Below are 24,000 nucleotides of genomic sequence, written 5' to 3'. Positions count from 1 at the left end.
GCTAGATGTTGTCGCGCCTCACGAGTTGCTTCCTGAGGAAGACGCATCGCCCGGTCGATCAGCGGTGTCGCGCTGTGCGTGGGTGTCGTGCTCTGATTCCGGCAAGGAGACTGTCTGCGGGCCTTCCTCCACCCAGTCCCGGTAGTCGTCCTCCGTTTCAGCGGGTGCGGGTGCACCTGGGGAGACTCCCACGCCGTTGTAAACCCACTTATTCTTCTTGTCGTCGTCTCCAGGACCTCGGGGATTTCTTCCAGCTTTTCGGCGCTTTGGCACGGCGTCCTCCTTCACGTTGAAGCGGCTGCGCCAGCAACTACTGTCAGTGTTTCGCAGAGGGTCAGCAATCCTGCTAGCCGGTACATCCGTACGCGGAAGTTCAGCTTTCTGTCGTTTTCGGTGATGGCCGCCGACATTCCATTTGTTGCTTCTTCGTAGATATCGGCGAGAGGTTTGTTGGCCGCGAGGATGGCGTCCGCCCTGGGGCTGTAGCCCCAATGTTTCAGCGGCCACAGGACAAACGTTGCGCAGAGGCCGATGAGGGCCATGAGCGCCATGAGCGCGATGCTGACTGGCAGGGGCAGTGGGTTCTTCTCGCCGGTGAGGCCAGCTGTGGAGGAAATCGACGCTATCAGACTGGCGACAGCAAAAAGACCAGCAGAGCGCTCTCGAAAGAAGTTCAAGGTCGCTTTCTGGTCGATGAGACGTTGTACCGCGGCGTCATAGGCGAGTTTCTTCCGTGCCTCGTCGCTCGTTTGGCTGGGCGGAATGGAAGCCGTCTGGGTACTCGGTGACATTTGCTTCATGGCCGTGCCTCCCTTGTGTGCGCGTCCAAGGGTTCGCCGCCTGGCCTGTCCGTAGCATTGTCTGTATTCCAGTCTGCTCCTTGCCGACGCGCCACGCATCCCCAGCGCGTAACCGCTACTATCGCCCGGCACGCTGCTGGTGTTAGGCCGGGCGTAGCGCGGGAGACAAGGGCACGCCCGTGGCAACCAAAGACTTCGCTGTCCGTACCGAACCCCACGTCGCCAACCTGGGCGCCCTGGGAGAACTGCACTTCGTTCCCGAGGTCTTCGGCGACGAGTTCCTCGACGGGTACTCCCGGATTCAGGAAGCGCAGGCGCTGATCGGCGGCGAGCAGGACCTCACCAAGATGGACCCGACGGCGCTGCGCGACGTCTACAGCAGCATGCGGAGCTTCCTTGGCCGGCTGATGACACCCGAGTCCGCCGAGCGGTTCCTGCGGTTCGAGGTCATCAAGGGCGGCAAGACCGTGGATCACTTCCGCAGCCGCGAGGACGCCGATGCGAAGGCGGCCGAACTCGGCGGAACGGCCCGCGTGGAGGACAAGAGCCTGCGCCTGCCCGACCGCGTCCTGGTCGAGCTGCTGGAGTGGACGACGGAGCTGTACGGAGGCGGCAACGACCGCCCTACTACACCGTCCAGCGGATCCTCGCGAGCGTCGCGGAGGGCTGGGACGCCTGGGAAGGGCAGCTCGCCCTCCAAGGGATCGACCCGCACCGCTGGACGCTCCGCACGCTAGTCAACGCCGCCGAGCAGGCCATGTACAACAGCTGCGAGGACGACAACGAGCGCCGCCGAGTCCAGGCGAAGCTGTACGCGATGCCGAAGGAGCTGCGCCGCCCGCGCCGCGCCGCGGCATTGCCGAGGGCGCAGCAGCAGCAGCCGCAGCAGCCGCAGCGCGGCGTGATGACGATGCAGGACGCACACGCGCTGATGGCCCAGCTCGCAGCCCAGGACGCCCAGCTCGGGGCGGGCTGAACCGCATATCCTGAGATCGCCGCTGGTGCTAGGCCGGGCAACCGCACTCATCCGTGAGGTTGCCCGATGGCAGGCGATGACGTCGACTTCGGATCCGCCCGGATCACTATCGACATCGACAGTCGCAGCGCGGACGGTGAAGCCCGGGTCGCCGGCACCCAGATCCAGCGGGCACTACTGCGGGCGACCCGCCGGATCGGCGAGCAGATCCGCCGGCAGATCCAGCGGGGCCTGAACGCCCAGGCCGTCACCGTCCGCGTCGAGCCGGACCTGCGCCGCTTCGACGCGCAGCTCCTGAACGGCCTGCGGTCGCTGGACTCGATCGACATCCCCGTCGCGCCGGACGTGACGGGCTTCGTGGAGCGGCTGCGTGCCCTCCTCGCGGACGTTGAGATCCCGATCCGGGTCGTGCCCGACCTGGACGAACTCGACCGCCGTATCCGGGCGCACAACACCCCCGACGTCACAGTCAACGCCAACGTCAACGTCGACAACAACCGGCTGACGCGGTCCCTGGCCGGGCTCGCCGGTGTTGCGGGCCGGGTCGGCAAGGTGCTCGCGACGGGCCTGAAGTTCGGCGCGTACGGGATCGCCGCGGCGGGCGCCGCCGCGGGCGTCGCGAAACTCCTCGCAGCGCTCGCCCCGGCCGCGGGCATCGTCGCCGCCTTCCCTGCGGCGATCGCCGGCGCGCAGGTCGCCCTCGGCACCCTCAAGCTGGCCGTCCTCGGTGTCGGTGACGCGCTGACGGCCGCCTTCTCCTCGAAGGCCGGCGACTTCGAGAAGGCGATCAAGGGCCTGGCGCCAGCCGCGCGGGAGGCCGTCACCGCTGTACATGACCTGGCGCCGGAGCTGAAGAAGGTCCAGCAGTCCGTACAGCAGCAGTTCTTCAAGCAGTTCTCCGGCGACGTCACCGGGGCGATCAAGAACCTGCTGCCGCTGCAGTCCGGCCTGGATCAGATCGCGGCCGCGTTCGGGCGGGCCGCTCAGCAGGGGCTGAAGTTCGCGGCATCGAAGACGGCGTTCACCGGCGTCCAGGGCGTCGTCTCCGGGACGGCGAGCGCGGTCGACGGCCTCGCGCGGGCCGTGCAGCCGCTGGCGTCGGGACTGCTGGCGGTCGCGAGCACTGTCAGTCAGGCGTTCGGCGCGCAGCTCGGCACGGCGATCGGCAACGTCGGCGTGCGGATCGGCGAGTTCCTGCAGAAGCTCGCCGACAGCGGTCGGGCGGTGTCGCTGGTCCAGGGCGCACTCACCGTGTTCCAGCAGCTCGGGCAGATCGCACAGAACGTCGGCAGCATCCTCGCCAACGTCTGGAAGGCCGCCAATGTCAGCGGCGGCGGGCTGCTCAACAACATCCAGCAGATCACCGGCGCGTTCGCCTCATTTGCTCAGTCGGCGGCCGGGCAGGAGGCGATCGGCAACATCTTCCGGACGGTCGCCCAGATCGCGGCGCAGCTCGGGCCGATCCTGTCCGCGCTGGTCACACAGATCGGCGCCATCGCGCCCGCCCTCGGCCCCGTCTTTGTCGCCCTGGGACCGGCGATCACCGGACTGATCACCGCCCTGGGCCCTGCGCTGGCGCAGATCGCGCCCGTTCTGCAGGAGGTCGCGACCGGGGTCGCCTCCGCCTTTGCCGCCATCGGCCCGTCCCTGGGGCCAGTCGGTGCAGCCCTGGGGCAGGTTCTGTCCGCGCTGGTGCCGATCCTGCCGCTGGCCGGCCAGCTCGTCTCCGTACTGGCGCAGGCCCTGGCGCCGACGCTTTCAGCCCTGGCCGGACTCTTCGCGCCGATCATTGAGGAGCTGGTCGGCGCGCTGATGCCCGTCCTCCCGCAAATCGCACAAGCGTTCGTTTTGCTGGTTCAGGCGCTGACGCCGCTCGCGACCGGACTAGGCCAGGCCCTGGGGCAACTGCTGGCCGGACTGGCACCCGTCCTGTCCTCCCTCGCGGGCGCCCTCGTCCAGGTCGCGGCTGCCGTCGCCCCCGTGATCACGCAGCTGGTCGACGCCCTGCTGCCGACCCTGCCGTCCCTGGTCGACGCCTTCTCGGCCATGGTCCAGGCACTCATCCCGCTGCTGCCCTCCCTGGCCGGGCTGGTCGCCGCCGTGGCGCCGCTGGCCGTCCTGCTGCTGCGGATCATCGGCCCGATCGCGCAGATCGCCGCCTCCTTCGAGACGTGGCTGATCATCAACGGCGTCGTCCCGGTCATTCAGAGCGTGATCGGCGTCCTGACCGGGCTGATCGACGGGGTCTCGTCGGTCGTCTCGTTCATCGCCTCACTGCCGGGACTGATCGTCTCCGGGCTGTCGTCACTCGGCTCGACCCTGGCCACGTTCTTCTCCGATCTGTTCACGACAATCGGCCAGTTCGTGGTGTCCGGCTTCCAGACCGTGGTCGGCTTTTTCACCCAGCTCCCGGGCATGATCCTCGCCGGACTACAGGCGCTGCCGGGCCTCCTCCTCGACCTGTTCACCTCCGCGGTCGCCGGACTGGCGATCGCCCTGCTGACCCTGCTCGCGGGCGTCGTCTTCACCTTCACCGAGCTGCCGGGCCGGATCGTCGACGGACTCTCCTCGCTCGGCTCGCTCCTGCTCAACGCCTTCGTGTCGGGGTTCAACGCGACCACGGCGGCGATCTCGTCGTTCGTGTCGCAGGCGGCCTCGTTCTTTGCCGCCCTGCCAGGCCGGATCTACTCGCTGCTGGCCTCCCTGCCAGGCCGGATCGCTGGCCTGTTCCGTTCGGCGGGCTCCTCGGCGCTCAGCGCCGCCCGCTCGGCCGGCTCGTCGGTGGTCTCGTACTTCTCCGGGCTGCCGGGCCGGATCGGGAGCACCCTGTCGAGCGTCGGCTCCAAGATCGCGGGAGCGTTCCACTCGGCGACCAGCGCGGCCAAGGGTGCCGTGTCGAGCCTGATCTCCGGGGTCGTCAGCCTGTTCTCCGGCCTCGGCTCCAAGATCGTGGGCGCGATCGGCAACGTCGGCTCCCAGATCATGGCCAAGATCAAGAGCGGGCTGCCGAGCAGCGTCAGAAAGTACCTGCCGTTCGCCCAGGGCGGCATCGTCTACGGGCCGACGCACGCGCTGATCGGCGAGGCCGGGCCCGAGGTCGTCATCCCGCTGACCAAGCCCAAGCGCGCCGCCGCGCTCGCCGCCCGCTCCGGGCTGCTGTCCATGCTCGGCGTCGTCCAGGCCAACACCCTGGCCGCCTCCAGCACCGCCGCGAACAGCGGCGCAGCCGCCAACAGTGCGATCGCCAGCCTCGGCAAGGCCCTCTCCGGCATCGCCGACCTGCTGTCGAACGTGGGCGCGCGGGTCGTGCAGGGCATGGTCGACGGCATCCGCTCGAACGCGCGGCTGGTCGCGGTCGCCGCTCAGGACATGGCAGGCACGGCCATCACCGCGGCCGAGGACATCCTCCAGATCGCCTCGCCGTCGAAGGTCTTCGCCAAGATCGGAAAGCTCGTCGGTGCGGGCTTCGTGAAGGGCCTGACCGGCACGGCCGCGCAGATCAAGTCGACGACCGAGTCCCTGGTCAAGGCCATCACCGACGCCTTCAAGGGCAAGAAGACCCGGGTCGACGACCGCCTCGTGTCGCTGCTCCAGTCCGGGAACAAGCGGCTGACCTCCCTGGCGGCGCAGCGCGACGCCCTCGTGCAGAAGCTGGCCGACGCGCAGAAGTTCGCGGCCGACACCGCGAAGTCGGCCGTCGACGCGTTCTCGCTGCAGAACATCGCCCAGGGCCTGGACAAGGTGACGGTCAAGGGCCTCCAGGCTGGGTTGCAGGCGGGCATCGACCAGGTGAAGCACTTCACCGCCGAGATCAACAACCTGGCCAAGCGGGGCCTGTCGAAGGATCTGCTGGCCCAGATCATCAGCCTCGGCCCAGTGCAGGGCGCCCAGCTCGCCGACGCCCTCAAGGCGACGACGTCGGACCAGCTGAAGAGGCTCAGCAGCCTCCAGGCGCAGCTGACGAAGGCGAGCGGCGTCCTCGGCAACACCAGCGCCGACCTGCTGTTCGATGCGGGCAAGCAGGCCGGCGCGGGCTTCCTGGCAGGCCTGAAGGCGCAGCGCAAGAACATCGAGCAGCTGATGCTCCAGATCGCCAAGGGCATGCAGGCGGCGATCCGGACCGCGCTGCGGATCAAGTCGCCGTCGCGCGTGATGATGCGCCTCGGCGACATGACCGGCGCCGGTCTCCACATTGGCTTCCTCAACCGGATGGCCGCACTGCTCGCGGCATCCCGGCAGGCGGCGCAGAACCTCGTGCGCGGGGTGTCTTCGGGGCTGTCCGGCCTGGGCGACGCCGCCCCCAGCCTGGGCGGCGGCAACGTGGTGCCGCTCACCAGAAGCCAGCGGCTGCGCCAGTCCGGGCTTGATCCGAGGGACGTCGCCGCGCTCGGACGTGGTAAGAGCGGCGGCGACGTGATCCACAACCACCACTGGGAGATCCGGGAAGTCGGCAACGCACGCACCACCGCGACGCGAGTGATGAACCGGTTCGTGCTTGAGGCAGGAGTGACGGGCTGATGGCGGCTGACTGGTACCTGACCTACGGCGGCGTCGAGGTGGTGAACCACGCCCGCTTGAACGTCTACCTGGACACCGTCGGCTCGCCGCTGGACGGCTACAGCGGATGCGGCTGCCCGACGTTCACGGCGGCCACGCTGGAGGAGCTGCCGTACACCACGCCCGACGACGCGGACAGTCCCGCACCCTGGTACGACGCGGACGTGCCCGAGTCGGCCGAGTTCGCCGGCGTCATGGTGCTCCAGGTCGACGGCCTCGACGACTATCCGGTCCAGCGCACCGTGACCGGCGGCATCGCCGGCGGCGGCGCCATCGGCCCGGCCCGTGCTCTGCCCCGCACGATCACGGTGACCGCGCTCGTGCTCGGCTCGTCCTGCTGCGGCGTCGACTACGGGCTGCACTGGCTCGGCGAGGTCCTCCAGGGCTGCGGCGACAGCGGCTGCGACGGCGACTGCCTGACGGTCTACAACTGCTGCCCCGGCGAGGAGCTGGACGCGGCCACCTTCAACTCAAGGCACCGGCGCACCCTGCGCCGGGTGGCGCTCGTCGAGGGGCCGAAGGTCACCGCCCGCGCGGGCAAGGGCTGCGAGACGGGCTCGTGCCAGAACGGCGCGGACATCCTGACCGTGGAGTGGGTGATGACCGCCGCGGTGCCGTGGCTGTGGACCGACCCGCTGCCGGTTCTGGAGGTCACGCCGCCGATGGACCTCGACGGCTCCTGCGTCGAGTGGTGCCTCCTCCCACCAGACGAGTGCGGAGGCTGCCGGTTCGCAGCCTGCCCGGACCCGACGGCCGCGTGCGCCGACCCGCGCTGCAAGCCGTCCGCGCCACCGCTGCCCGGAGCGCCGCTGACCACCTGCTTCTGCCTGCCGCTGGCCTCCGAACGGGCCTGCTACGAGCTGGACCTGACGGGCCGCCCGAACTGGAGCCGGGACGTCCCGATCGTCACCCTGCGGGCCGGATCGAGCGACCTGCGGAACATCACGATCGAGCTGTACGAGCACGGCGACCAGACGCTCACCTGCGATGAGGTCGCCGACATCAACCGGTGCTCTCCCGCGAACTTCTGGCACGTCACATTCGTGCCAGCCGGGGGCGCGGTGACCTTGGACGGCCAGACGGGCAGGGCCACCGTCGAGTGCGGCGGGGTGTGCGAGTCCAGCCCGGACGTCTACGGCCGCGACGGGCAGCCGCCGACCTACCAGGCGCTCGACTGCGCCCAGTACTGCGTCTGCATCTCCAGCGACATCGAGTCGCCGCCAGCGCTGGACTCGCAGGTCACGCTGAGCGTGTCGGGGCGGGGGCGCTGATGTCCGTAGCCGGCTGCGGAACGCATACCGCCCAGCTGCTCGACCGCAACGGCGCGACAGTCGCAGCGGCCAACGTGCTCACGGAGGTGGAGTGGAACAGGGTGCTGGACGGGACGAGCGCGGCCCGCGCCCTGATCCAGCCGGACGGCGACTGCTGTGGCCGGCTCGGCAACGTCGGGTCGTGGAGGAACCGGCTCGTGCTGTTCCGAGACGGCCAGTACGTGTGGGACGGGCCAGTCACGTCCGTCACCTGGTCGCTCGGCGAGGTCGAGATCCTCGCCGAGGACATCAGCGTGTGGCTGGGTGACCGAGTCCCCCATGAGAGCAAGTCGTTCACGAACGTCGACCTGTCGGAGATCGCCCAGTGGCTCATCGACGACGCGTTCGCGCCGGACGACCCGGGCCACAAGGTGAAGGTCATCGGCAAGGCCGGGATCAGCGGCTCCCGCTCGTACACGGCCGGGGTGGGGCAGAGCGGCGACCACCTCGACCAGCTCGCGGAGGCGGGCATCGACTACACCGTCATCGGGTCGACGGTCCTGCTGCTGCCCGAGACGCACCTGGTGTCGGTCGGCCGGCTGTCGGACGCGGACCTGCCCGACGGCCTGGAGGTCAGCGACGACGGCAAGGCCCTCGTCACCCGGTGGATCGTCGAGGGCAGCGACGACAGCGGCGTCATCGGCTCCGACGGTGGTGTCGACCCGGTGTATGGGCTGCACGAGCGGTACGTGCAGATGACGGAGATCACCGACACGGCTTCGGCGGTGGAGGCCGCGAAGGCGCGGCGGCGCACCTCGGCGCAGGTGCCGGTGTTCATCGACACCCAGCAGGTCACGATCAGCCCGCTCGCTGCGATCGACGTGCCGAACCTGGTGCCCGGGTGGGCGCTGGACATCACCAGCTCCAGCACGTGCCGCAAGGTCACCCAGCGGCTGAAGATCACCGGTGTGAAGGTCACGGAGACCGGCGGCGACGAGACCACGCCCGGCACGGAGAGCGTGCAGGTCCAGGTCGCTGCGGCCGCAACGGAGGTGGCGTAGTTGGCCAGGCGCGGAACTCCCGCCCGCCGCATGATCGGCAGCCCGCTCGGCGGTGTGCTGCGCAGCCTTGACCAGCGGGCCCGCATCGCCGGGCGGAGTCGCAGCCGTGGCGCCCCGCTGGAGAGCGATCCGGCCCCGCAGGCTGTCACCCCTGTCGGACCCGTGGCGGCCCCCGGCGGGCTCGTGGCGGCCGTAGTGACCACCGGCGAGGACGGGCGGGCCCGATGGTCCTTTCCTGCCCCCTACGAGGCTGCTCCGGCCGTGACGGCGACGGTGGTGGACCCGGAGCCCGGCAGCGACGAACGGACAGTCTGGGCAGCACTGGAGGAGGTCACCACCTGGTACGCGTTGGTGCGGGTGTGGCGGAGCCGGCCACGGCGCGGGACTGGTGTCGCCGAGTCGGCCGGGCCCGGCGTGACCGTCCACCTGCTGGCTGCGCCCGTATCGTCGTCTTATGACTGACCTCGCGCGGCCGTTCCAGCTGCATCTGCCCGGCGAGCGCATCCTGCACGGTGCGCAGTTCCCCAGCGGACGCGTCCTGATCGACGGAGACGAGGACGAGCAGGTGCATCCGCTGTACGCCATCAGTCTGGGGGCGGCGCTGGAGTCGTTCCCGGGCGGCGTCGTGCTGTGGCCGGAGGACCTGGCGAAGCACCGCGCGAGCGGACGCGGTTAACCTGCTCCCGTAGTCGCTGGTTTTGGGCCGGACTCACTTCGCACCGCAGGAGGTGAGTCCGCTGGCCGCAGTGTGCGTGGACCCGGAGTACTTCGACGTCGGCGACGATGGCCGGCTGACGATCGTCCCGGGCAGTGCCGATCTCCGGCAGATCGTGTACTTCAAGGACCCCGGCAACGACACGTTCGAGAAGGCCGACTATCCCTGGCTCGCGCGGGTTTTCGTTCAGGTGCAGGCGGCCGGGGGAGGTGCGGCCGGGGCGAAGGCGAGCGCCAATCAGCTTGTCGCGCACCCAGGTGGCACGGGCGGCGGGTACTCGGAGCGGCTGATCGAGGCGTCGGCGCTCGGCGCGAGCGAGACGGTCATCGTGGGCGCGGGCGGCACCGCGGGCACGCCGACGGTCGACGGCGGCAATGGCGGCAACTCCAGCTTCGGCGGGCTGTGCACGGCGAACGGCGGCTTCGGCGGGCAAGTCGTCATGACGTCGGGCTCCGCGCCCACCTGCTTCTCGGGGGTGGCTGGTCCGCTTGCTGGGATTGGCGACGTGTCCCAGGGCGGCGGCGCCAGTGGCGGCTCTATCCGCCTCGACGGCGGGCAGGGGCAGTCCGGTCCGGGAGGTGAGGCGCGGCTCGGGCATGGCGGCTGGCAGCGCGCGTCCAGTGGCGCGGGCGGCGGTGCACGAGGCTTCGGCGGCGGCGCGGGCGGCGCCCTCGCCCGGGACGGCGACAGCGTCAACGGGACCCCCGGCAATGACGGCATCGTGATCGTCTGGCTGTTCGCCTGACCGCGTCCGGACGCCGCGTCCGGACGGCATCCGGACGACATCCGCCCAGGTCACAGGCGTGGACGCTGCGGCATCCGGATAGTGTCCGGATGCCATCCGCGGACGCGTCCGGACGGCATCCGCAGGGCCGTCGATAGACTCGACCCTGCGCGCCGCTGGTTCTGGGCCGGGCCGAGACAACCCCGCAAGGACGGTGGGACTGTGGCGCGATGCGGCTGTGGCGGAGGCCAGTGCGACTGCACGGTGCAGGCCGGTGACAACGTCACGATCAGCGGGTCCGGTTCCGCTGCCAACCCCTACGTGGTCTCGGCCGAGGTGCCGTGCGAAGCCGTCCGGCCGTGTCTGTCCGGTGGCCCCGGCATCACCTACGACCAGGGCTCGGGTGTGATCGCCGCCCACCTGTCGGGGCAGGCCGGGAACAACGTCAGCATCGGCCCCGACGGCGGGCTCCTGGTACCCACGGCCGGCGGGCAGGTCCTCACCGGCTGCGGCCTGTCCGGCAACGGGACCGCGGGCAGCCCGGTCAAGGCGAACACTCAGGCATGGCCGTACCCATGCAGCGTCGACACCTTCGGCGGCGTCGTCGCCTGCGACAGCCAGGGCCGGTTGCGCTCCGAGCCACGCGGCATGGTGTCGTTCACGAGCTACTCCGAGAGCCGCGACTACAACGACGTGCCGATCCCGGCCGCGCAGAACACGGCCCTGGACACGTTCTCGGTGAATATCACCAACCCGGACACCTGCCGTCCGGCGAAGGTGTTCACGGAGCGCGAGATCGACGTCTGGATGGTTCTCCCGGCCGGTGCCGCTGGCGGAACCGGGGTGGCGTCCGACGAGATGTTCTACATGCGCAACACCGGCACGGGCTCGATCGTCGGCGTCCACTCCCAGGGCACCAAGTTCCTGGCCGAGAGCTTCACCCTCGCCCCGGGGGCGTCCGCGCCGATCACGCTGACCGCGACGGGTGGCCGAGGCAGCGGCGGGGCCTACTACTACTCGATCGTCTTCATCATGCGGGCCATGATCATCAGTCTGTGAGGAGGCGCCATGCTGGACATCCCTGGCCTGCCCGTGGGCGAGCTGGAGACGCGGTTCGTGCAGTTCGCGGACGGCGTCCTCGGCCGGATGGAGGTCGGCGTCGGGCTGGACCCGGAGCTGCCTGAGGGCGCGAAGTTCGTGACCGAAGAGGTCTACGAGGAGCTGCGGGCGACGCTGCGGGAACAGCACGACGCCCGCGTGGCGGAGATGCTCGCCGCGGAGAAAGACGCCCGTAGGCAGCAGTACGAGGACCTGGTGGCGGCCAGCATCCCCGAGGCGACCGCGCGGGCCCTGTCCGGGCACGGAGGGCCGCTCGACGACGATCCGCTGCTGACGGGCGCCGGTAGCTAGACTCCTGGTAGCCGCTGGTTCTGGGCCGGGCAAGGACTCTCCACCTCAGGAGTGATCTCCTTGTCCAACTGCGGATGCAGCCGCCGGTGCACCTGCACTGTGACCGCCGGCCCTGGCGTCACGGTGGACGGCAGCGGCAGCCCGAGCAGCCCCTACGTCATCAGCTCCGACGCGGCCGCCACCCCCACACCCGTGCAGGCCGGGGACACGCCGACTGTGGACACCACGGTCAGCGGCACCGGTACGGCAGGCGATCCGTACGTGGTGAGCGCCGCGGTGATCCTCGACCCGGCCCCGCCGGGCGGCGGAAGCAACCTGGTCCACAGCGGTCCTGACGGTCTGTTCGTTGAGTGCGCGGACGTGCGCGGCTGCCTGTCGGCCGGGGACGGCATCGGCTACGACCCCGCGACGGGCGTGATCGAGGCGCAGATCAGCGGCGACGCAGGAAACCAGACGACGATCGGCACTGACGGCGGGCTCTATACCCCGGTCGCGGGCGCCACGGCGCTGGAAGCGACTGACACCCCGACCGTCGACATGACGGTGACGGGCACCGGAACTGCGGGTGATCCGTACGACGTGAGCGCCGCCGTCATCGTGGACCCGGCACCGCCCGGAGGCGGGCCGAACCTGCTCCAGGCCGGTCCCGACGGCCTGTTCGCAGAGATCGCCACCGAGTGCGGCCTGACCGGTGACGGCTCGGCAGGAGCCCCGCTCGCCGCGTCCGTTGGCGCCTGGGGCTACCCCTGCGACCTCGACACGGAGGCCGGTCAGGTCTACTGCGACAGCACCGGCCAGCTCCGCAGCGAGCCGCGCCCCCGGGCGACGTACCTCTCGGACCTCGTCGACCAGGCGTACCCGTCGCTCATCGTGCCCACGGTCACCGAGGCGACGGTCGTCACGCGCTCGCTGTCCATCACCAACCCCGATCCCTGCCGGGACGCCTTCGTCATCGTCGAGATCGAGGTGGACGTCGACCTGCGGCTGCCGGTCAACGCCACGGCCATGTACGGAATGGGCGGCGACGACACGGTCTACTTCGAGAACCGCGGCAACAGCGTCCAGAACAACATCCACTGGCAGACGACGAAGGCGTACCACCGCACCATCGCGCCTGGTGGAACGCTCGTCGAGCCGCTCCCCGTGACCATGGGGCTCGGGTCCAACGGGGCTACCTATCAGCGGATTCAGACCATCATCCGCGCCTTCGTCTTCAACCTGTGAGGTGGCCTCCGTGGCAGACAGGACCCTGTACTACCAGTACGCGGACGGCTCGGTGAGCAAGCGGACCGTGACGGACACCGGTGAGCCGGTTCCGCCGCCGCCGGGCGGGACCGAGATCACCGCCGAGGAGTACGCGCAGCAACTCGCCGCCATCGAGCAGACGAACGCGGACGCCGAGGCCGAGCTGCACGACCAGGAGCAGCAGCAGAGCTTGGAGGACTACCAGGCGCTCCTGGCGCTGAGCGTTCCCGAGGCGACCGCCCGGCGGCTGAGCGGCTACACCGGCCCGGCCGAGGAGGTGTGAGGTGGCGCAGCCTGCGACCCCTGCGCAGTGGCGCGCCGCGCTCAAGGCGGAAGGCGTCCGGTTCACCGAGTACCCCGGGTGGACCGAGCGCGGCCGGGACGCCGCGACGGGCAAGGTTTTCGGCCCCGTCCACGGCATCCTCAACCACCACACCGCAGGCACCAACTCGCTGACGACGATCGCAACGGGGGGCCGGCCCGGCCTGCCTCCGCCGCTCGCGCACGCCTACCTGCCCAAGAGCGGCGAACTGGTCCTGGTCGCCGACGGCCGCGCCAACCACGCGGGCTTGGTGGCGACCAACGTCTTCAACGCGATCGTCGCCGAGAAGCCGCTGCCCAAGCAGGACAAGTCCAGCACCGTCGACGGCAACGACGCCCTTTACGGGCTCGAAGTCGAGAACTTGGGCAACGGTGCAGACGTCTACACGCGCGCCCAGTACGACACCTGGGTCCGCTTCGACGCCGCGCTGTGCCGCCTCCACGCCTGGAGTGCGGCCAGTGCCGCCGGGCACCTGGAGACCTCGGTCGAGGGCAAGCCCGATCCGGCCGGCCCGGTCGAGGGCTACGCCAAGCGCGGCCGGTTCACCTTCACCATGGCGCAGTTCCGCGCCGACGTCGCCGAGCGCCTGGCGCATCCGGCGAGCTGGAGCCCGCCAACAGCACAGGAGACGACCCCCATGCAGCCCGCATACGTCAATCTCGGCCTGGTCCACGGCTACCAGCTGGCGCCCGGCGAGTGGACCGAGATCCCGTTCACGCAGGAGTGGAACGACGAGCCCGGCGACCACCCCGCGAACGGCGCGGTGTTCGTCGCGGGCGCGGCCCGCTTCACCGGCACCCTCGGCCTGCGCTTCGAGGGCCTGGCGGAGGGCGACGTCGTCCAGGTCCGCCAGTCCGAGTACGAGGGGACGACGCTCAAGCAGGAGCACCCCATCGACGAGGTGATCGGCACGGCGGGCGGCACGTTCCGCACCATCCCGCTGGTGAACCGACTCGGAGAGGGCCGGACGATGCGGGTGCGGCTGCTGAACCAGGCCGACACCGGGATCGAGGTCGTCAGCGCTGTGCTGAAGGCCCTGGTCTGGAAGGAGGACTGACCGATGGCCGGTCCCATCGAGCACAAGGTGGGCTGGGCGACCGCCGCGGCCTACCTGGCGTCGTCCGGGCTTCTCGGTGTCCTGGGCGCTGTCCAGGACAACGCGCGGATTCTGGAGCCGTTGCCGGACAGCCTCAGCCCGCTCGTCCTCGCCCTGGTCCCCGGTCTGCTCACGTTCGCGGCCGGCTGGAAGGCAAGGCACACCCCGCGTCCCGATCTGGGAAAGGAGCGGAGGTGATGGACATGAGCACGGGGGTGCCCGCCGTCGACGGGGTGCTGGTGTGGGGCGGGGCGATATCGCTACTGCTCGGCGTCGGCACCGCGGTCTGGCGAGTCGGCCGGGCGGCACTCCAGCTGTTCCAGCGGACCACGCAGTTCCTCGACGACTGGTACGGCGAAGGCCCCCGCCCCGGCGTACCGGCTCGGCCGGGGGTCCTTGAGCGGATGGCGGGCATGGAGGAGCGTCTGGCCCGGGTCTACCACGAGGTGTATCCGAACGGCGGCGACAGCCTGCGGGACGCCGTGAACCAGGCGAACGACCGGCTGGCCATCCTGTGCCCGGACCCGTGCACGCAAGAGCCGCCTTCCGAGCCGCCGATCCTTGCGGCCCAGCCGGACCCGCCGGACGAATCGTCCGGCCGCTGAGCGGACGCCCGCCCCTCGTGCGCCGGGGGCGGGCGTCCACCTTTCGGGCGTTTATGCACGATCGTTGACCGAAATCCCCCCTGCGTCGGCACGCTGGTCTAAGAGAGGCTGGTTCCACATGCCAGACGCATAGTCAGGGGGAGTCATGGCCAAAGCCGCTTCGTGGAGGCGCATGTGATGGGCCGTCACGCGGGCGCAGTAAGGTTGCCCCGCGCAGACGGCTCTACAACTCGGCGCAGTGCAAGACCCGTTGGCACGAGAAGAGGCGTTCGGGAGAACGCCGTCTGACCTCGGCCCGGGTGGCGCAATTGGGAGACGCAGCCGCCTTAAACGCGGTCAAGTGTGGGTTCGAACCCCACCCCGGGCACCCAGCCCGCCTCCATGAGGCGGGCTGTCCTGTTTGTGGCATCCTGTCCGCCGCATGAGACGGAGGACACCGTGACCGCCGACACCGACCTTGACGACCTGCTGGCCCGCCTGCCGCAGAAGTCCACCCGTGAACTGTTCGCCGAGATGGAGGCCGCTCGCCGCGCGGACGCGGCCCGCATCCCTCAGCGCACGATCATCCCGGAACCAGACGTGCCGCCGCTGTGGCCTCACCCGGGTAGTGGCATCGTCCGTTTCGCGTGCATCCTCGGCTGCGGCTGGGCGCACGAAGAGGACATGTACGCGGATGACGTAGACCCGATCAGCGTGCCGCTGAGCGCCGGCCCGGAGGAGATCAGCCGGGTCTTCTCCGAGCGGGCAGAGCAGCGCGCCCACCAGTTCCGTCAGCGGGTGGAGGCGGCGATCCTGGCGCACTTCGACGACGCGCACGAAGGTCAGGAGCCGCCGGAGCGTGAGGTGTGGTGACGGAGTCTCACGAGCCGGCCGGACTGTGCCCGCTGTGCTGGCATCCGGTCGACACGCACGCCGTCGAGGCGGGGCACCGGGTGTGCACGCGCGGCTATGGGCGGGTGTCGTGCCGGGAGTGCGCGCACGGCCAGGCGCTCCTCGCCGTGGAGCGGTTCGGGAAAGACGTCGCCGAGGGGATCACCGAAGGGCTGCGGCGCGGACAGACGCTGCGGGTGCCGCGCAGCTTCGCGCTGGCCCGGCCTGTCGTCGACGGCTGGTCCGCTTCGGGCGGTATGTTCGGAACGTCCACAAGCTGAGCGTGCTACTCGCGGAATCCTGGACACGAGGCCCCACCCGAACCGGCCCGGCACGGGTGGGGCTTCGTCATGCAGCTGGCTCGACGTCGCTGCGCGTCGCCTCTGCCCAAGTGCGCAGCAGGCTCTGGTACTCCTCGCTGCGTTCAGCGCTCTCCGGCTGATCCATCAGGATACGGATACGGGTGTTGACCTGGTCGCGGGCAGGCGCTTTCTGGCCGTGAGGCCGTCGAAACAGGGGCATACCCACACCGTACGACCCAGCACTGACATCCGGGGCGGAGGTTCTTCGTCTACACCGTCTGGCCTGTGAGATCTCGGAGCATGCAGTCGTACAGAGGTGCCTCGTCCCACGGATGGGACACGCCGACCTTCCGGTAACCCCACTCGATGTAGGCGGACCGCGCGGGCGCGGCCTCGGGCTCGGGCCGCACAGTCAGGGTGACCCGCTCGGCTTCCAGCCCTTCCAGGAGTCGCGCGTGCAGTTCGGCAGCGATGCCGCGCCGCCGCCACGGCTTGCGCACGGCCAGTTCGATGATGACGAACGTACGCCTGCCGTCCTCGCGCGTGAACTCCTCAGGCAGTCTGACGTCTTGGAGGTTGTGCCACCAGCGGGTGTCAGGCGAGAGGTAGTAGCCGTACGTGAAGCCGACGACGTCGCCGCCCTCGCGGGCCAGAACCAGGCGCATCCCCGGCCGCCGGGCCTGGACCCGGTAGTGCTGGATGAACTCGGCTACGTCGGACGGTCCTTCGCAGTACGGCGGCTCCTCGTAGACCTCCTCGTACGCGTGGAGGAACGTGTCGAGCTGGTGGGCGGCATGTTCCGCGTCGTGGCGTTCGTAGGTCACCTCGCTCATCACGCTGCTCCGCTCATCTCGACGTACTCGGTCAGATGGTCGGCCGCCTCCTGCGCGCTGGCGGAGTCGACGCCCCGCAGCAGGTGAGTGACCTCTCTGAGCCGCCGGGTGACGCGGCCGGATTCCACTTCCTCCAGGTGGTCAAGGCTCTCGACGGCCTGATGCGCGGCTTCGTCAGCCTCTCCCGACTGGACGAGGCTGCGGGAAAGAGTGAGCCGGTACAGGGCCCGGTTGCGGCCGTAGGTGCGGTCCTGGTGGTCGAGGGCGGCCCGCAAGAACTGCACGGCCCTGCCGTGGTGACCGGCCTCGGTGAAGTACAGGCCCTGCGCGTAGTCGAGTTCGGCATGGCCGTGGAACGCGGCCCACTCAGGCGAGGGCCGTCCGCGCTCGCCCTGGTCGACGAGCTTCATGGACTGGACGAGCCGCCGCTTTGCTGCATGCGTGTCGCCCATGAGCGAGAGGGCGCGTGCTTCCCGGGAGGCGAGGAGGGATTGCAGCATTGGGGAGCCGTACCGCAGGGCGCGTTCCTGGGCTGCTCGGGCGAGGTCGAGGCCTTGGCGGGGCCGCCCTTCGTAGCTAGCCTGCATGCTCAATGAGGCGAGGACCATGATGGCGAGGTTGTCGTCGCCGAGGACGGTCGCCGTCGTGAGGGCCTCTCCCCAGTAGCGGCGGGCGCGGCCTTGCTCGTCGGCGTCGTAGTAGAGCCAGCCACAGTGCTCGGCGGTCTCGCCGGCGAGGAGCTGGAGCTGCCGGCCGATCGTTTCAGGGTAGCTGGCGGTGTTGATGATGCGCTCGATCCGCTTGAGGTGCTTGCGGGCGAGCGAGCGGACGTCACCGCCGCCGTAGGCGTCATCGAGTTGGTAGAGGGAGCGGAGGCCTTCCCGGAGCTCGATGACGTGGGCGGTGCCGACTGCACCCTTCGGTCCGGTCGCTGTCGTTCTATCCGCTGGGGCGGGAATTCCTGCTGCGGCAGCGACGCCGACGGTGTCCTTCATGAACGCCCGACGATTCACGCTCTCGGGGCCTTCCTGTGCGAGGAGCGGTGCACTCCCCACGGTGACACCCGGCGGGCGGTTGCGGAATCCCAGCTCGATCGGATCGAAGCCGAACATCGCATGCAGTACTCGCCATGCCCGCGCCCGCGGTGTCGGGGGAGGGTAGTCCCGGCGCCATCGCCGGGCCTGCCGGTCCGTCACATTAACGGGCTCGCCGAGGAGCTGAGCTGTGTCCTCGAATGTCCGTAAAAAGTCCGCTGGTTCCTTCAACCCGGCCGCGATGCAGGCGTGTTCGAAGGGCGTCAGCTCAGCCACTTCGTACCTCCGCAGATTCACTCGTGTACTGACCGTAGCCCCTTTCTCCAACCCTGAAAGTCCGGTCCGCTGAAAAGTCCGGTCGAAAGTCCGGTCGCAGTTCCGGCGCTCTCGGCTGCACGGGAGTTGGCTCGTATGTGAGCGAGCGCGAAGGAGGCCGGAACCGTGAAGTGCACGCAGACGAGCCAGCCCGAGGCTGGGGTGATCATGGGCGCTGAACGCGCCCGCGCCGTCGAGGCGTGGCTCCTCCTCGCGGCGCCGGACACTGCCAAAGCGCGCCAGGAGTGGGAGACGCAGGGAACGGCGATCTTGCGGTGCGGCCCGTTTTTCGACGCTATCCGCATTCCCGGAGCGATCGTCAGGGCCGCCGCCGGCGAGGATGACGCATTCGCCGTCGACCCCTTCCTGTTGCAAGCGCTCGACAGGGGACCGGTGTTTGCGACCGCCGGACTCGAGCGCTATTACGCCCTCGTCCCGGGTGGAGTCGCCTACGACTGGCGCGTGCCTGTCGCCGAGAGCCTGCCTCGCGGTATCGGCCTCGGGGTCCCCGCCGTGAGGCTCACCCAGTACGAACGGGACGTGTCGTACTGGGCATCTCCGATGGACGAGCCCGGCAAGCTGTGCGACGCCGACAAGGTCGCCGAGCTGGTCGCGACGGGCTGGAGACGACTCACGCAATCCAGCCCGAGTGATCGGAGTGCGGCATTCATGAACGCCACACACGGGCAGGCCGGTGGCTGAGGTGATGACACGGCGCCATCTGCTGCATGGCCACTTAGCCGCGGACGGCACGCCGGAGGTGAGCGAAGTGTTCCGGCGCGTGCCGGAATCGGTGCCCGCCGCGCGCCGCTTCGCCTGCACCGCGGTGACGGACTGGAAACTGCCGGATCTGGTCGACAGCGCCGAGCTGGCCGTCTCCGAACTCGCCTCCAACGCCGTCCTGCACGCCCGCCGTGAGGTTTTCCGCGTAACCGTCCGCCTCCTCGACGACGGCCAGGTGCGCGTCGCCGTCGTCGACTTCAGCCGCACCCTGCCGAAGCGGACTGCCGCAGGGGACGACGAGATCCACGGCCGGGGCCTGGCCCTCGTGGAAGCCGTCTCCCGGCAGTGGGGCGCTGAACCACTCCCGTGGGGCAAGCGGGTCTGGGCGGATCTGCAGGCGCCCGATGCGGTGCCGATGCCCGACCCGGACGTGCCGATATTCAGCAGCCCCCGCGCCCAGGTCGTCTACGTCCTGATACTCCTCGCCGTTGCCGCCGCAGTCCTCACCGGCATGGCCGCGCACTACTGACGCACCGCCCGTCACCACAGACCCCGCCCCGGTCGCAGACGAAATGGCTCTCCCTCCGGCCGGGGCGGCCCAATCCTCCCGTTTGGAGCCCGCATGCACCGCCTCATCGTCAGTCCGTTCCTGGAACAGCGCGTCCTCATGCGGCCGGGGAGCCGAGGCGGCGCCCTCCTCCCCGCGCCTCGCTACGAGGAGCTGCGCGCCCTCGACCCCGCCGAGCCGGCCCCGGCCTGGTACGTCGACGCCGTCCGTGAGCAGTGGGATGACCTCGACGTCGGCGGCCCGCTCGGCGAGTCCACGCTCGTGCGCCAGCCGTCGAGCTGGGGGTACGGCAAGGCGAGCTGGGAGATCAACCTCGGCTGCAACTACGCCTGCAAGCACTGCTACCTCGGGCTCAAGATGAACTCGGGCATGCCGTGGGAGGACAAGAAGCGCTGTCTGGACGTCATGGCCGAGGCCGGCGTGCTGTGGCTCCAGATCACCGGCGGCGAGCCCACCGTCGACAAGGACTTCATGCGCGCGTACCGGTACGCGTTCGAGCTCGGCATGATGATCACGATCTCGACGAACGGCTCGCTGCTGTGGCGGGAGAACCTGCTCCGCCTCTTCCGTGAGTGCCCGCCGTACCGGGTCACGGTGTCGATGTACGGTGCGACGAAGGCCAGCTACGACGAGCTGACGCAGCGCGAGGGCGCGTGGGACCAGTTCGTGCAGGGGATGAACGCCGCCCGCCACGCGAGGCTGCCGCTGCGCATGAGCGTGATCGTCACCGACGACAACGCGCACGAGCGGGACGCCATGGTCGCGCTGTGCGAGTCGTGGGGCGTGGAGCACGTCGTCTACACGAACATCACGCCGACGATCTACGGCGGCGGCGAGGTCCTGACCGCGCAGTCCGAGGAGCACCTGCGGGCACGGAAGCCTTTCACCGGCTGCAACGCCGGACACATCTTCTTCCACATGGACCCGCACGGCCTGGTGTCCATCTGCAAGATCGGCCGCGACGACCAGATCAGCCTGCCCCACGAGGGCATCCAGGGCCTCGCCCGGCTGGGAGAGATCGCGGACCGCCTCATGCTTCGCACCGGCGGCTGCTCAGGCTGCACGCTGTCCGGTTCCTGCACCGTCTGCAGGCCCCTGGCTAAGCACTTCCAGGCGGCGAAGGCCCCGCTGGCGAGCTACTGCCAGCACGGATCAACGAAGGCAGGTTGAACATGACAGCTGTGACGGTCGAATTCTCACCGCGGCGCCCGCTGGCCGACGACGGGCCGCCCCGCCAGCCCGACGACCGCCGGTACTTCACCAGGCCGGTCCTCGGTGAGGTCGAGCCGGTCACCACGATCCAGTCGATCCGCAACCTCGACGAGATCGCGGAGGGCGCGAAGTGCTCGTGTGAGGCGGGCGACGACAACCCGCACTAGGGTGATCGGCGCTCGACCGGCAAGGTGATGCAGCAGGCCCCCGACGTGCTTCGCCGGGGGCCTGCGGTGCGTGCGGGAGATGGGTAGCGTGCGGGGTATGCGCTTTCACAGGGACTGGCTTGAGCCCGTGATGACCGTGCCGTACGTGCCCACCCTCGGCCCCGTCCGCAAGGACGACCCGGTGCACGGCCTCTTCGAGGCAGTCGTCGAGAACGCCGGCACCGGCCGCTTCCTGCCCTGGGACAAAGACCAGCGATGGTTCGACACCAAGACCGAACGCGTCCTGGCCGACGCCATCGAGCACAGGCCTGGCCTGACACTGATCCCTACGCTCGCCGAGCGCGCCGGGGGCGTGGTCAAGGTCTACGTGTACGGGACGGCCATGGACAGCCCGTCGCGCGGTGCCGACCTGGCGCGCAAGCTCGTCGCGGCGCACGGAGCGAGGAAGGCGCGCATCGTGCACTTCCTAAGCGCCGACCAGCCCGACGCGCACGCGACGGGCGGGACGCGCGTCCAGTTCAAGGACTTCACCGACGGCCCCGGACCGGCCGCGGACACTCCGGTGCTCGACTACAAGGAGCTGCCCGAGCCCGAGCGGTTCGCGGTCTTCGCCGAGCTGATGGCAGGCGACGGCTTCGCGTTCCTCTACGAGCAGATGCAGGCTGGCACGGTCGGCCCGGTCCTCACCATCCTGGACGGGGACACCGTCGCGGGAGCCATCGGGCCGATGGAGACGATGGGCGACGCTGCCGGCCGGGCGCGGCTGCTGCCGCAGTACTTCGGAGTCCTGCCGCACTACCGCGGGCGAGGCTACGGCCGGACGCTGTGGCGGGCCGCCATGCACTGGGGGCACCAGCACGGCGCCGCCTACCAGCTCCTCCAGACGGAAGTCGGCGGCGCGTCCGACAGGCTCTGTTCGAGAGAGGGACTGGCGTCTCTCGGATATGTGATCCAGACGGAGGCGTAGAAGCACGAACGTCCGAATACGTAAGCGCGGTTGTGCGCGGTACTCAACAGCGTGGCGCACAATCCACCACGCAGCCCTCACATTTCAATGCAAGATGGTTGCCGCAGAGAACCGCTCGTGTTCGTCTGGAACTCGCTGCTCCCGAAAGGGGGTGGCGTAGCGGCTCTGGCCCTTGCTCCGCATAAGCAGGCGCCCAGAGTCGTGACGCGAGTCCGGCACCCCTTGCTCCGCGGCAGGATGCCGGACTCGCTAGGTGGACCCGGCAGAGAACGTGCCGGGTCCACCGTCTTATACGAGTCACTCGTGCGGATCAGATGCAGCTGAGCAGAAAACTGCCACGAACCGCCAGAGCGCGGAGCGTAAGAAGCGCGTCAAAGCCGTCTGTTGGTCGCTCAGGCGCGCGAGGTCATGGCTCTGCGAGAGCGGGGAACCGAAGCGATCCGGCCATGGCAGACGGTGACGTTCGGACGAGGGCAAGACGTGCCCAGATGGGCGTCAGCGCAGGCTGGGAGGTGGTGCGCCAAAGCGTGCGCCACTGGCGCACCGACTACGGGCCGTGACGGGGGAATGCGGGCCGATGCGTGCAGATCGGGGGGTGTCACGCGAGGTCAGGGCATCGCACCAGGTCAGAAGGGGTCCCGGGTCAGGTTCAAGTCCGGTTCCGGGCACTTCCGACCTCTCTCGCCCATTTCCGTAGAACCGGCGGCTGGATGCCGCTTGCGGCGGCACGCTCCGTTCAACTCTTCACGCCGGCGTCCGGGCCCGCGAAGCGGCGCCCCTCGCGCTCCTGATCCCCGCGGCGCCCCGACCGTTGACAGCCGCCGCGGGCCGTCGCAGACTCGACCAACAGTGGTGAAGGAAATTTCACTGTACGAACAAACAGAGCGTCCCACCCACGCGAACAGAGAGGTCCGTCGATGCGCACCACCGTCGGCATCATCGGAGCCGGCCCCGCCGGACTCCTCCTCGCCCGGCTGCTCCACAACGCGGGCATCGGATCGGTCGTCCTGGAGGCCCGTGACCGCGCCTACGTCGAGCAGCGCCAGCGCGCCGGAATCCTGGAGCAGGGCACCGTCGACGTACTGCGCGCGGCCGGGGCCGGGGAGCGCATGGACCGCGAGGGGCTGCGGCACGACGGGATCGAGCTCCGGTACGAGCGCAGACGGCACCGCGTCGACTTCCCCGCCCTCACCGGCGGCCGGTCCGTGATGGTGTACGCGCAGACCGAGGTCTGCAAGGACCTCATCGCCCTCCAGCTGAAGGAGGGCGGTCCGCTGCTGTTCGAGGCGGAGGCGCTGGCCGTGGCGGGGGCCGACACCGACACCCCGGTCGTCCGCTTCCGGCACGAGGGCCGCGAGGACGTGCTGGAGTGCGACTACGTCGTGGGGTGCGACGGATTCTGGGGGGTGGCCCGCAAGGCGGTCCCCGAGGAACTCACCCGCGTCTTCGAGCGGTCGTACCCCTTCGCCTGGCTCGGCATCCTCGCCGACGTCCCGCCCTCCCACGACGAACTCGTCTACGCCCGCCACGACCGCGGCTTCGCGCTGCTGTCCATGCGCTCCCCGACCGTCTCCCGGCTCTACCTCCAGGTCCCCGAGGGCACCGACGCCGACGCCTGGGCCGACGAGGAGATCTGGGACGAGCTGGAGCGCCGCTTCGAGACCGACGACGACTGGACGCTCGACCGCGGCCCCATCACCCAGAAGTCCGTCACGCCCATGCGGTCCTACGTCCACGAGCCCATGCGGCACGGCCGGCTCTTCCTCGCCGGGGACGCCGCCCACATCGTCCCGCCGACCGGGGCGAAGGGGCTGAACCTCGCCGTCGGGGACGTCGTCACCTTCGCGCGGGCACTGACGCACCAGCGGGAGACCGGGTCGGCCGCGCTGCTCGACGCCTACTCGGAGACCTGTCTGCGCCGGGTGTGGCAGGCCGAGCGGTTCTCCTACGACATGACGAGCCTCCTGCACCGGGCGCCCGACGCGACTCCCTTCGAGGACCGGCTCCAGGTCGCGCGGCTGGCACGGATCGCCGGGTCCCCGGCCGCCGAGGCCGACCTCGCCGAGGGCTACACGGGGTTCCCGCTGGACTGAGCGGCGTCGGGCCGGCGTAAGGAAGTGATCTCCGGCGGATTCCGGCCATGTCCCGGGTTGGTCATGATTCGGCCCCTCCGTGGCTGGGAATCAGGGGGCCGCGTAGCGTGTTGCGCAGCACAGCGAGGGAAAGATCCTCCTCAAGCACTAGGGTC

Annotated in this window: 27 protein-coding genes and 1 tRNA gene; 24 read left to right on the top strand and 4 right to left on the bottom strand. The window is 69.7% G+C overall.

Translation table 11 applies throughout. From position 1 onward, the window contains the following. Window positions 1–284: 284 nt before the first annotated feature. On the bottom strand, window positions 285–800 hold the full coding sequence (locus DI272_RS44185) for a hypothetical protein (protein ID WP_146238353.1): 516 nt from the start codon (window positions 798–800) through the stop codon (window positions 285–287). A 179-nt stretch (window positions 801–979) separates the two neighbouring features. Here DI272_RS44185 and DI272_RS18595 point away from each other — a divergent pair, with 179 nt between their 5' ends. From DI272_RS18595 to DI272_RS18510, 18 genes are all read left to right on the top strand, one after another. After that, a complete protein-coding gene (locus DI272_RS18595) occupies window positions 980–1,537 on the top strand; it encodes a hypothetical protein (protein ID WP_109496439.1) in 558 nt (185 codons plus the stop codon). 20 nt (window positions 1,538–1,557) lie between these two features. Next, complete coding sequence (locus DI272_RS18590) at window positions 1,558–1,776, top strand: hypothetical protein (RefSeq protein ID WP_109496438.1); 219 nt, start codon at window positions 1,558–1,560, stop codon at window positions 1,774–1,776. 66 nt (window positions 1,777–1,842) lie between these two features. Further along, window positions 1,843–6,294 carry a hypothetical protein gene (locus DI272_RS18585; RefSeq protein WP_181387240.1) on the top strand — a complete coding sequence of 1,484 codons (4,452 nt, stop codon included), beginning with the start codon at window positions 1,843–1,845 and terminating at the stop codon, window positions 6,292–6,294. Then, window positions 6,294–7,604 (top strand): hypothetical protein, encoded by a 1,311-nt coding sequence (locus DI272_RS18580; RefSeq protein ID WP_109496437.1) that lies wholly within the window; start codon window positions 6,294–6,296, stop codon window positions 7,602–7,604. The genes DI272_RS18585 and DI272_RS18580 overlap by 1 nt, the downstream gene beginning before the upstream one ends. Then, entirely contained in the window at window positions 7,604–8,644 is a 1,041-nt protein-coding gene (locus DI272_RS18575) for a hypothetical protein (RefSeq protein WP_109496436.1), read from the top strand. The genes DI272_RS18580 and DI272_RS18575 overlap by 1 nt, the downstream gene beginning before the upstream one ends. Further along, window positions 8,645–9,106 carry a hypothetical protein gene (locus DI272_RS18570; protein WP_146238352.1) on the top strand — a complete coding sequence of 154 codons (462 nt, stop codon included), beginning with the start codon at window positions 8,645–8,647 and terminating at the stop codon, window positions 9,104–9,106. After that, window positions 9,099–9,320, top strand: a complete 222-nt coding sequence (locus DI272_RS18565; protein WP_109496434.1) for a hypothetical protein — start codon at window positions 9,099–9,101, stop codon at window positions 9,318–9,320. The genes DI272_RS18570 and DI272_RS18565 overlap by 8 nt, the downstream gene beginning before the upstream one ends. 52 nt (window positions 9,321–9,372) lie before the next feature. Next, window positions 9,373–10,104, top strand: a complete 732-nt coding sequence (locus DI272_RS18560; RefSeq protein WP_258314601.1) for a hypothetical protein — start codon at window positions 9,373–9,375, stop codon at window positions 10,102–10,104. 243 nt (window positions 10,105–10,347) lie between these two features. Continuing rightward, a complete protein-coding gene (locus tag DI272_RS18555; RefSeq protein WP_109496433.1) occupies window positions 10,348–11,142 on the top strand; it encodes a hypothetical protein in 795 nt (264 codons plus the stop codon). A 9-nt stretch (window positions 11,143–11,151) separates the two neighbouring features. Continuing rightward, entirely contained in the window at window positions 11,152–11,493 is a 342-nt protein-coding gene (locus DI272_RS18550) for a hypothetical protein (RefSeq protein WP_109496432.1), read from the top strand. A gap of 99 nt (window positions 11,494–11,592) precedes the next feature. Beyond that, the gene (locus tag DI272_RS18545; protein ID WP_109496431.1) at window positions 11,593–12,717 is read left to right on the top strand and encodes a hypothetical protein; all 1,125 of its coding nucleotides are present in this window, start codon (window positions 11,593–11,595) and stop codon (window positions 12,715–12,717) included. Between the two features lie 10 nt (window positions 12,718–12,727). Then, entirely contained in the window at window positions 12,728–13,021 is a 294-nt protein-coding gene (locus tag DI272_RS18540; RefSeq protein ID WP_146238351.1) for a hypothetical protein, read from the top strand. Window position 13,022: 1 nt separating this feature from the next. Then, window positions 13,023–14,117, top strand: a complete 1,095-nt coding sequence (locus DI272_RS18535) for an N-acetylmuramoyl-L-alanine amidase (protein WP_109496429.1) — start codon at window positions 13,023–13,025, stop codon at window positions 14,115–14,117. 3 nt (window positions 14,118–14,120) lie between these two features. Continuing rightward, window positions 14,121–14,354 (top strand): holin, encoded by a 234-nt coding sequence (locus tag DI272_RS18530; RefSeq protein ID WP_109496428.1) that lies wholly within the window; start codon window positions 14,121–14,123, stop codon window positions 14,352–14,354. Then, window positions 14,354–14,761, top strand: a complete 408-nt coding sequence (locus tag DI272_RS44540; RefSeq protein WP_181387239.1) for a hypothetical protein — start codon at window positions 14,354–14,356, stop codon at window positions 14,759–14,761. Before DI272_RS18530 ends, DI272_RS44540 begins: the two co-directional genes overlap by 1 nt. A 293-nt stretch (window positions 14,762–15,054) precedes the next feature. Continuing rightward, window positions 15,055–15,128: transfer RNA gene (locus tag DI272_RS18520), tRNA-Leu, on the top strand. Window positions 15,129–15,199: 71 nt separating this feature from the next. After that, window positions 15,200–15,613, top strand: coding sequence for a hypothetical protein (locus tag DI272_RS18515; protein ID WP_109496427.1), 414 nt, complete (start codon window positions 15,200–15,202; stop codon window positions 15,611–15,613). Then, on the top strand, window positions 15,610–15,912 hold the full coding sequence (locus DI272_RS18510) for a hypothetical protein (protein WP_146238350.1): 303 nt from the start codon (window positions 15,610–15,612) through the stop codon (window positions 15,910–15,912). The genes DI272_RS18515 and DI272_RS18510 overlap by 4 nt, the downstream gene beginning before the upstream one ends. A gap of 67 nt (window positions 15,913–15,979) precedes the next feature. Here the strand turns inward: DI272_RS18510 and DI272_RS44535 are convergent, their stop codons facing one another. Genes DI272_RS44535 through DI272_RS18500 form a run of 3 tightly spaced genes read right to left on the bottom strand, consistent with a single transcriptional unit; the run spans window position 15,980 to window position 18,076 of the window. Then, the gene (locus DI272_RS44535; protein ID WP_181387238.1) at window positions 15,980–16,153 is read right to left on the bottom strand and encodes a hypothetical protein; all 174 of its coding nucleotides are present in this window, start codon (window positions 16,151–16,153) and stop codon (window positions 15,980–15,982) included. A gap of 49 nt (window positions 16,154–16,202) precedes the next feature. Next, complete coding sequence (locus DI272_RS18505) at window positions 16,203–16,766, bottom strand: GNAT family N-acetyltransferase (RefSeq protein WP_109496425.1); 564 nt, start codon at window positions 16,764–16,766, stop codon at window positions 16,203–16,205. Next, window positions 16,766–18,076, bottom strand: coding sequence for a hypothetical protein (locus tag DI272_RS18500; RefSeq protein WP_258314600.1), 1,311 nt, complete (start codon window positions 18,074–18,076; stop codon window positions 16,766–16,768). The genes DI272_RS18505 and DI272_RS18500 overlap by 1 nt, the downstream gene beginning before the upstream one ends. 165 nt (window positions 18,077–18,241) lie before the next feature. Between DI272_RS18500 and DI272_RS18495 the strand changes: the two genes are divergently transcribed. From DI272_RS18495 to DI272_RS18470, 6 genes are all read left to right on the top strand, one after another. Next, window positions 18,242–18,817 carry a hypothetical protein gene (locus DI272_RS18495; RefSeq protein ID WP_109496424.1) on the top strand — a complete coding sequence of 192 codons (576 nt, stop codon included), beginning with the start codon at window positions 18,242–18,244 and terminating at the stop codon, window positions 18,815–18,817. A 67-nt stretch (window positions 18,818–18,884) separates the two neighbouring features. Next, window positions 18,885–19,367, top strand: a complete 483-nt coding sequence (locus DI272_RS18490) for an ATP-binding protein (RefSeq protein WP_181387237.1) — start codon at window positions 18,885–18,887, stop codon at window positions 19,365–19,367. Between the two features lie 93 nt (window positions 19,368–19,460). Continuing rightward, window positions 19,461–20,576 carry a radical SAM protein gene (locus DI272_RS18485; protein WP_109496422.1) on the top strand — a complete coding sequence of 372 codons (1,116 nt, stop codon included), beginning with the start codon at window positions 19,461–19,463 and terminating at the stop codon, window positions 20,574–20,576. An 11-nt stretch (window positions 20,577–20,587) separates the two neighbouring features. After that, window positions 20,588–20,785 (top strand): hypothetical protein, encoded by a 198-nt coding sequence (locus tag DI272_RS18480; protein ID WP_109496421.1) that lies wholly within the window; start codon window positions 20,588–20,590, stop codon window positions 20,783–20,785. A gap of 97 nt (window positions 20,786–20,882) precedes the next feature. Next, on the top strand, window positions 20,883–21,752 hold the full coding sequence (locus DI272_RS18475; protein ID WP_109496420.1) for a GNAT family N-acetyltransferase: 870 nt from the start codon (window positions 20,883–20,885) through the stop codon (window positions 21,750–21,752). Window positions 21,753–22,669: 917 nt separating this feature from the next. Then, entirely contained in the window at window positions 22,670–23,845 is a 1,176-nt protein-coding gene (locus DI272_RS18470; protein ID WP_109496419.1) for a 4-hydroxybenzoate 3-monooxygenase, read from the top strand. Window positions 23,846–24,000: the final 155 nt, after the last annotated feature.

The sequence above is a fragment of the Streptomyces sp. Act143 genome (assembly GCF_003143935.1).
GTDB lineage: Bacteria > Actinomycetota > Actinomycetes > Streptomycetales > Streptomycetaceae > Streptomyces.
This window is presented reverse-complemented; position numbering and strand designations above follow the sequence as displayed.

What these genes read in the sequence shown, in the direction of transcription:
- DI272_RS44185 (WP_146238353.1), bottom strand. Translation starts at nt 800, where the DNA reads ATGAAGCAAATGTCACCGAGTACCCAGACGGCTTCCATTCCGCCCAGC.
- DI272_RS18590 (WP_109496438.1), top strand. Translation starts at nt 1,558, where the DNA reads ATGTACAACAGCTGCGAGGACGACAACGAGCGCCGCCGAGTCCAGGCG.
- DI272_RS18585 (WP_181387240.1), top strand. Translation starts at nt 1,843, where the DNA reads ATGGCAGGCGATGACGTCGACTTCGGATCCGCCCGGATCACTATCGAC.
- DI272_RS18580 (WP_109496437.1), top strand. Translation starts at nt 6,294, where the DNA reads ATGGCGGCTGACTGGTACCTGACCTACGGCGGCGTCGAGGTGGTGAAC.
- DI272_RS18575 (WP_109496436.1), top strand. Translation starts at nt 7,604, where the DNA reads ATGTCCGTAGCCGGCTGCGGAACGCATACCGCCCAGCTGCTCGACCGC.
- DI272_RS18565 (WP_109496434.1), top strand. Translation starts at nt 9,099, where the DNA reads ATGACTGACCTCGCGCGGCCGTTCCAGCTGCATCTGCCCGGCGAGCGC.
- DI272_RS18550 (WP_109496432.1), top strand. Translation starts at nt 11,152, where the DNA reads ATGCTGGACATCCCTGGCCTGCCCGTGGGCGAGCTGGAGACGCGGTTC.
- DI272_RS18530 (WP_109496428.1), top strand. Translation starts at nt 14,121, where the DNA reads ATGGCCGGTCCCATCGAGCACAAGGTGGGCTGGGCGACCGCCGCGGCC.
- DI272_RS44540 (WP_181387239.1), top strand. Translation starts at nt 14,354, where the DNA reads ATGGACATGAGCACGGGGGTGCCCGCCGTCGACGGGGTGCTGGTGTGG.
- DI272_RS44535 (WP_181387238.1), bottom strand. Translation starts at nt 16,153, where the DNA reads ATGCCCCTGTTTCGACGGCCTCACGGCCAGAAAGCGCCTGCCCGCGAC.
- DI272_RS18505 (WP_109496425.1), bottom strand. Translation starts at nt 16,766, where the DNA reads ATGAGCGAGGTGACCTACGAACGCCACGACGCGGAACATGCCGCCCAC.
- DI272_RS18485 (WP_109496422.1), top strand. Translation starts at nt 19,461, where the DNA reads ATGCACCGCCTCATCGTCAGTCCGTTCCTGGAACAGCGCGTCCTCATG.
- DI272_RS18475 (WP_109496420.1), top strand. Translation starts at nt 20,883, where the DNA reads ATGCGCTTTCACAGGGACTGGCTTGAGCCCGTGATGACCGTGCCGTAC.
- DI272_RS18470 (WP_109496419.1), top strand. Translation starts at nt 22,670, where the DNA reads ATGCGCACCACCGTCGGCATCATCGGAGCCGGCCCCGCCGGACTCCTC.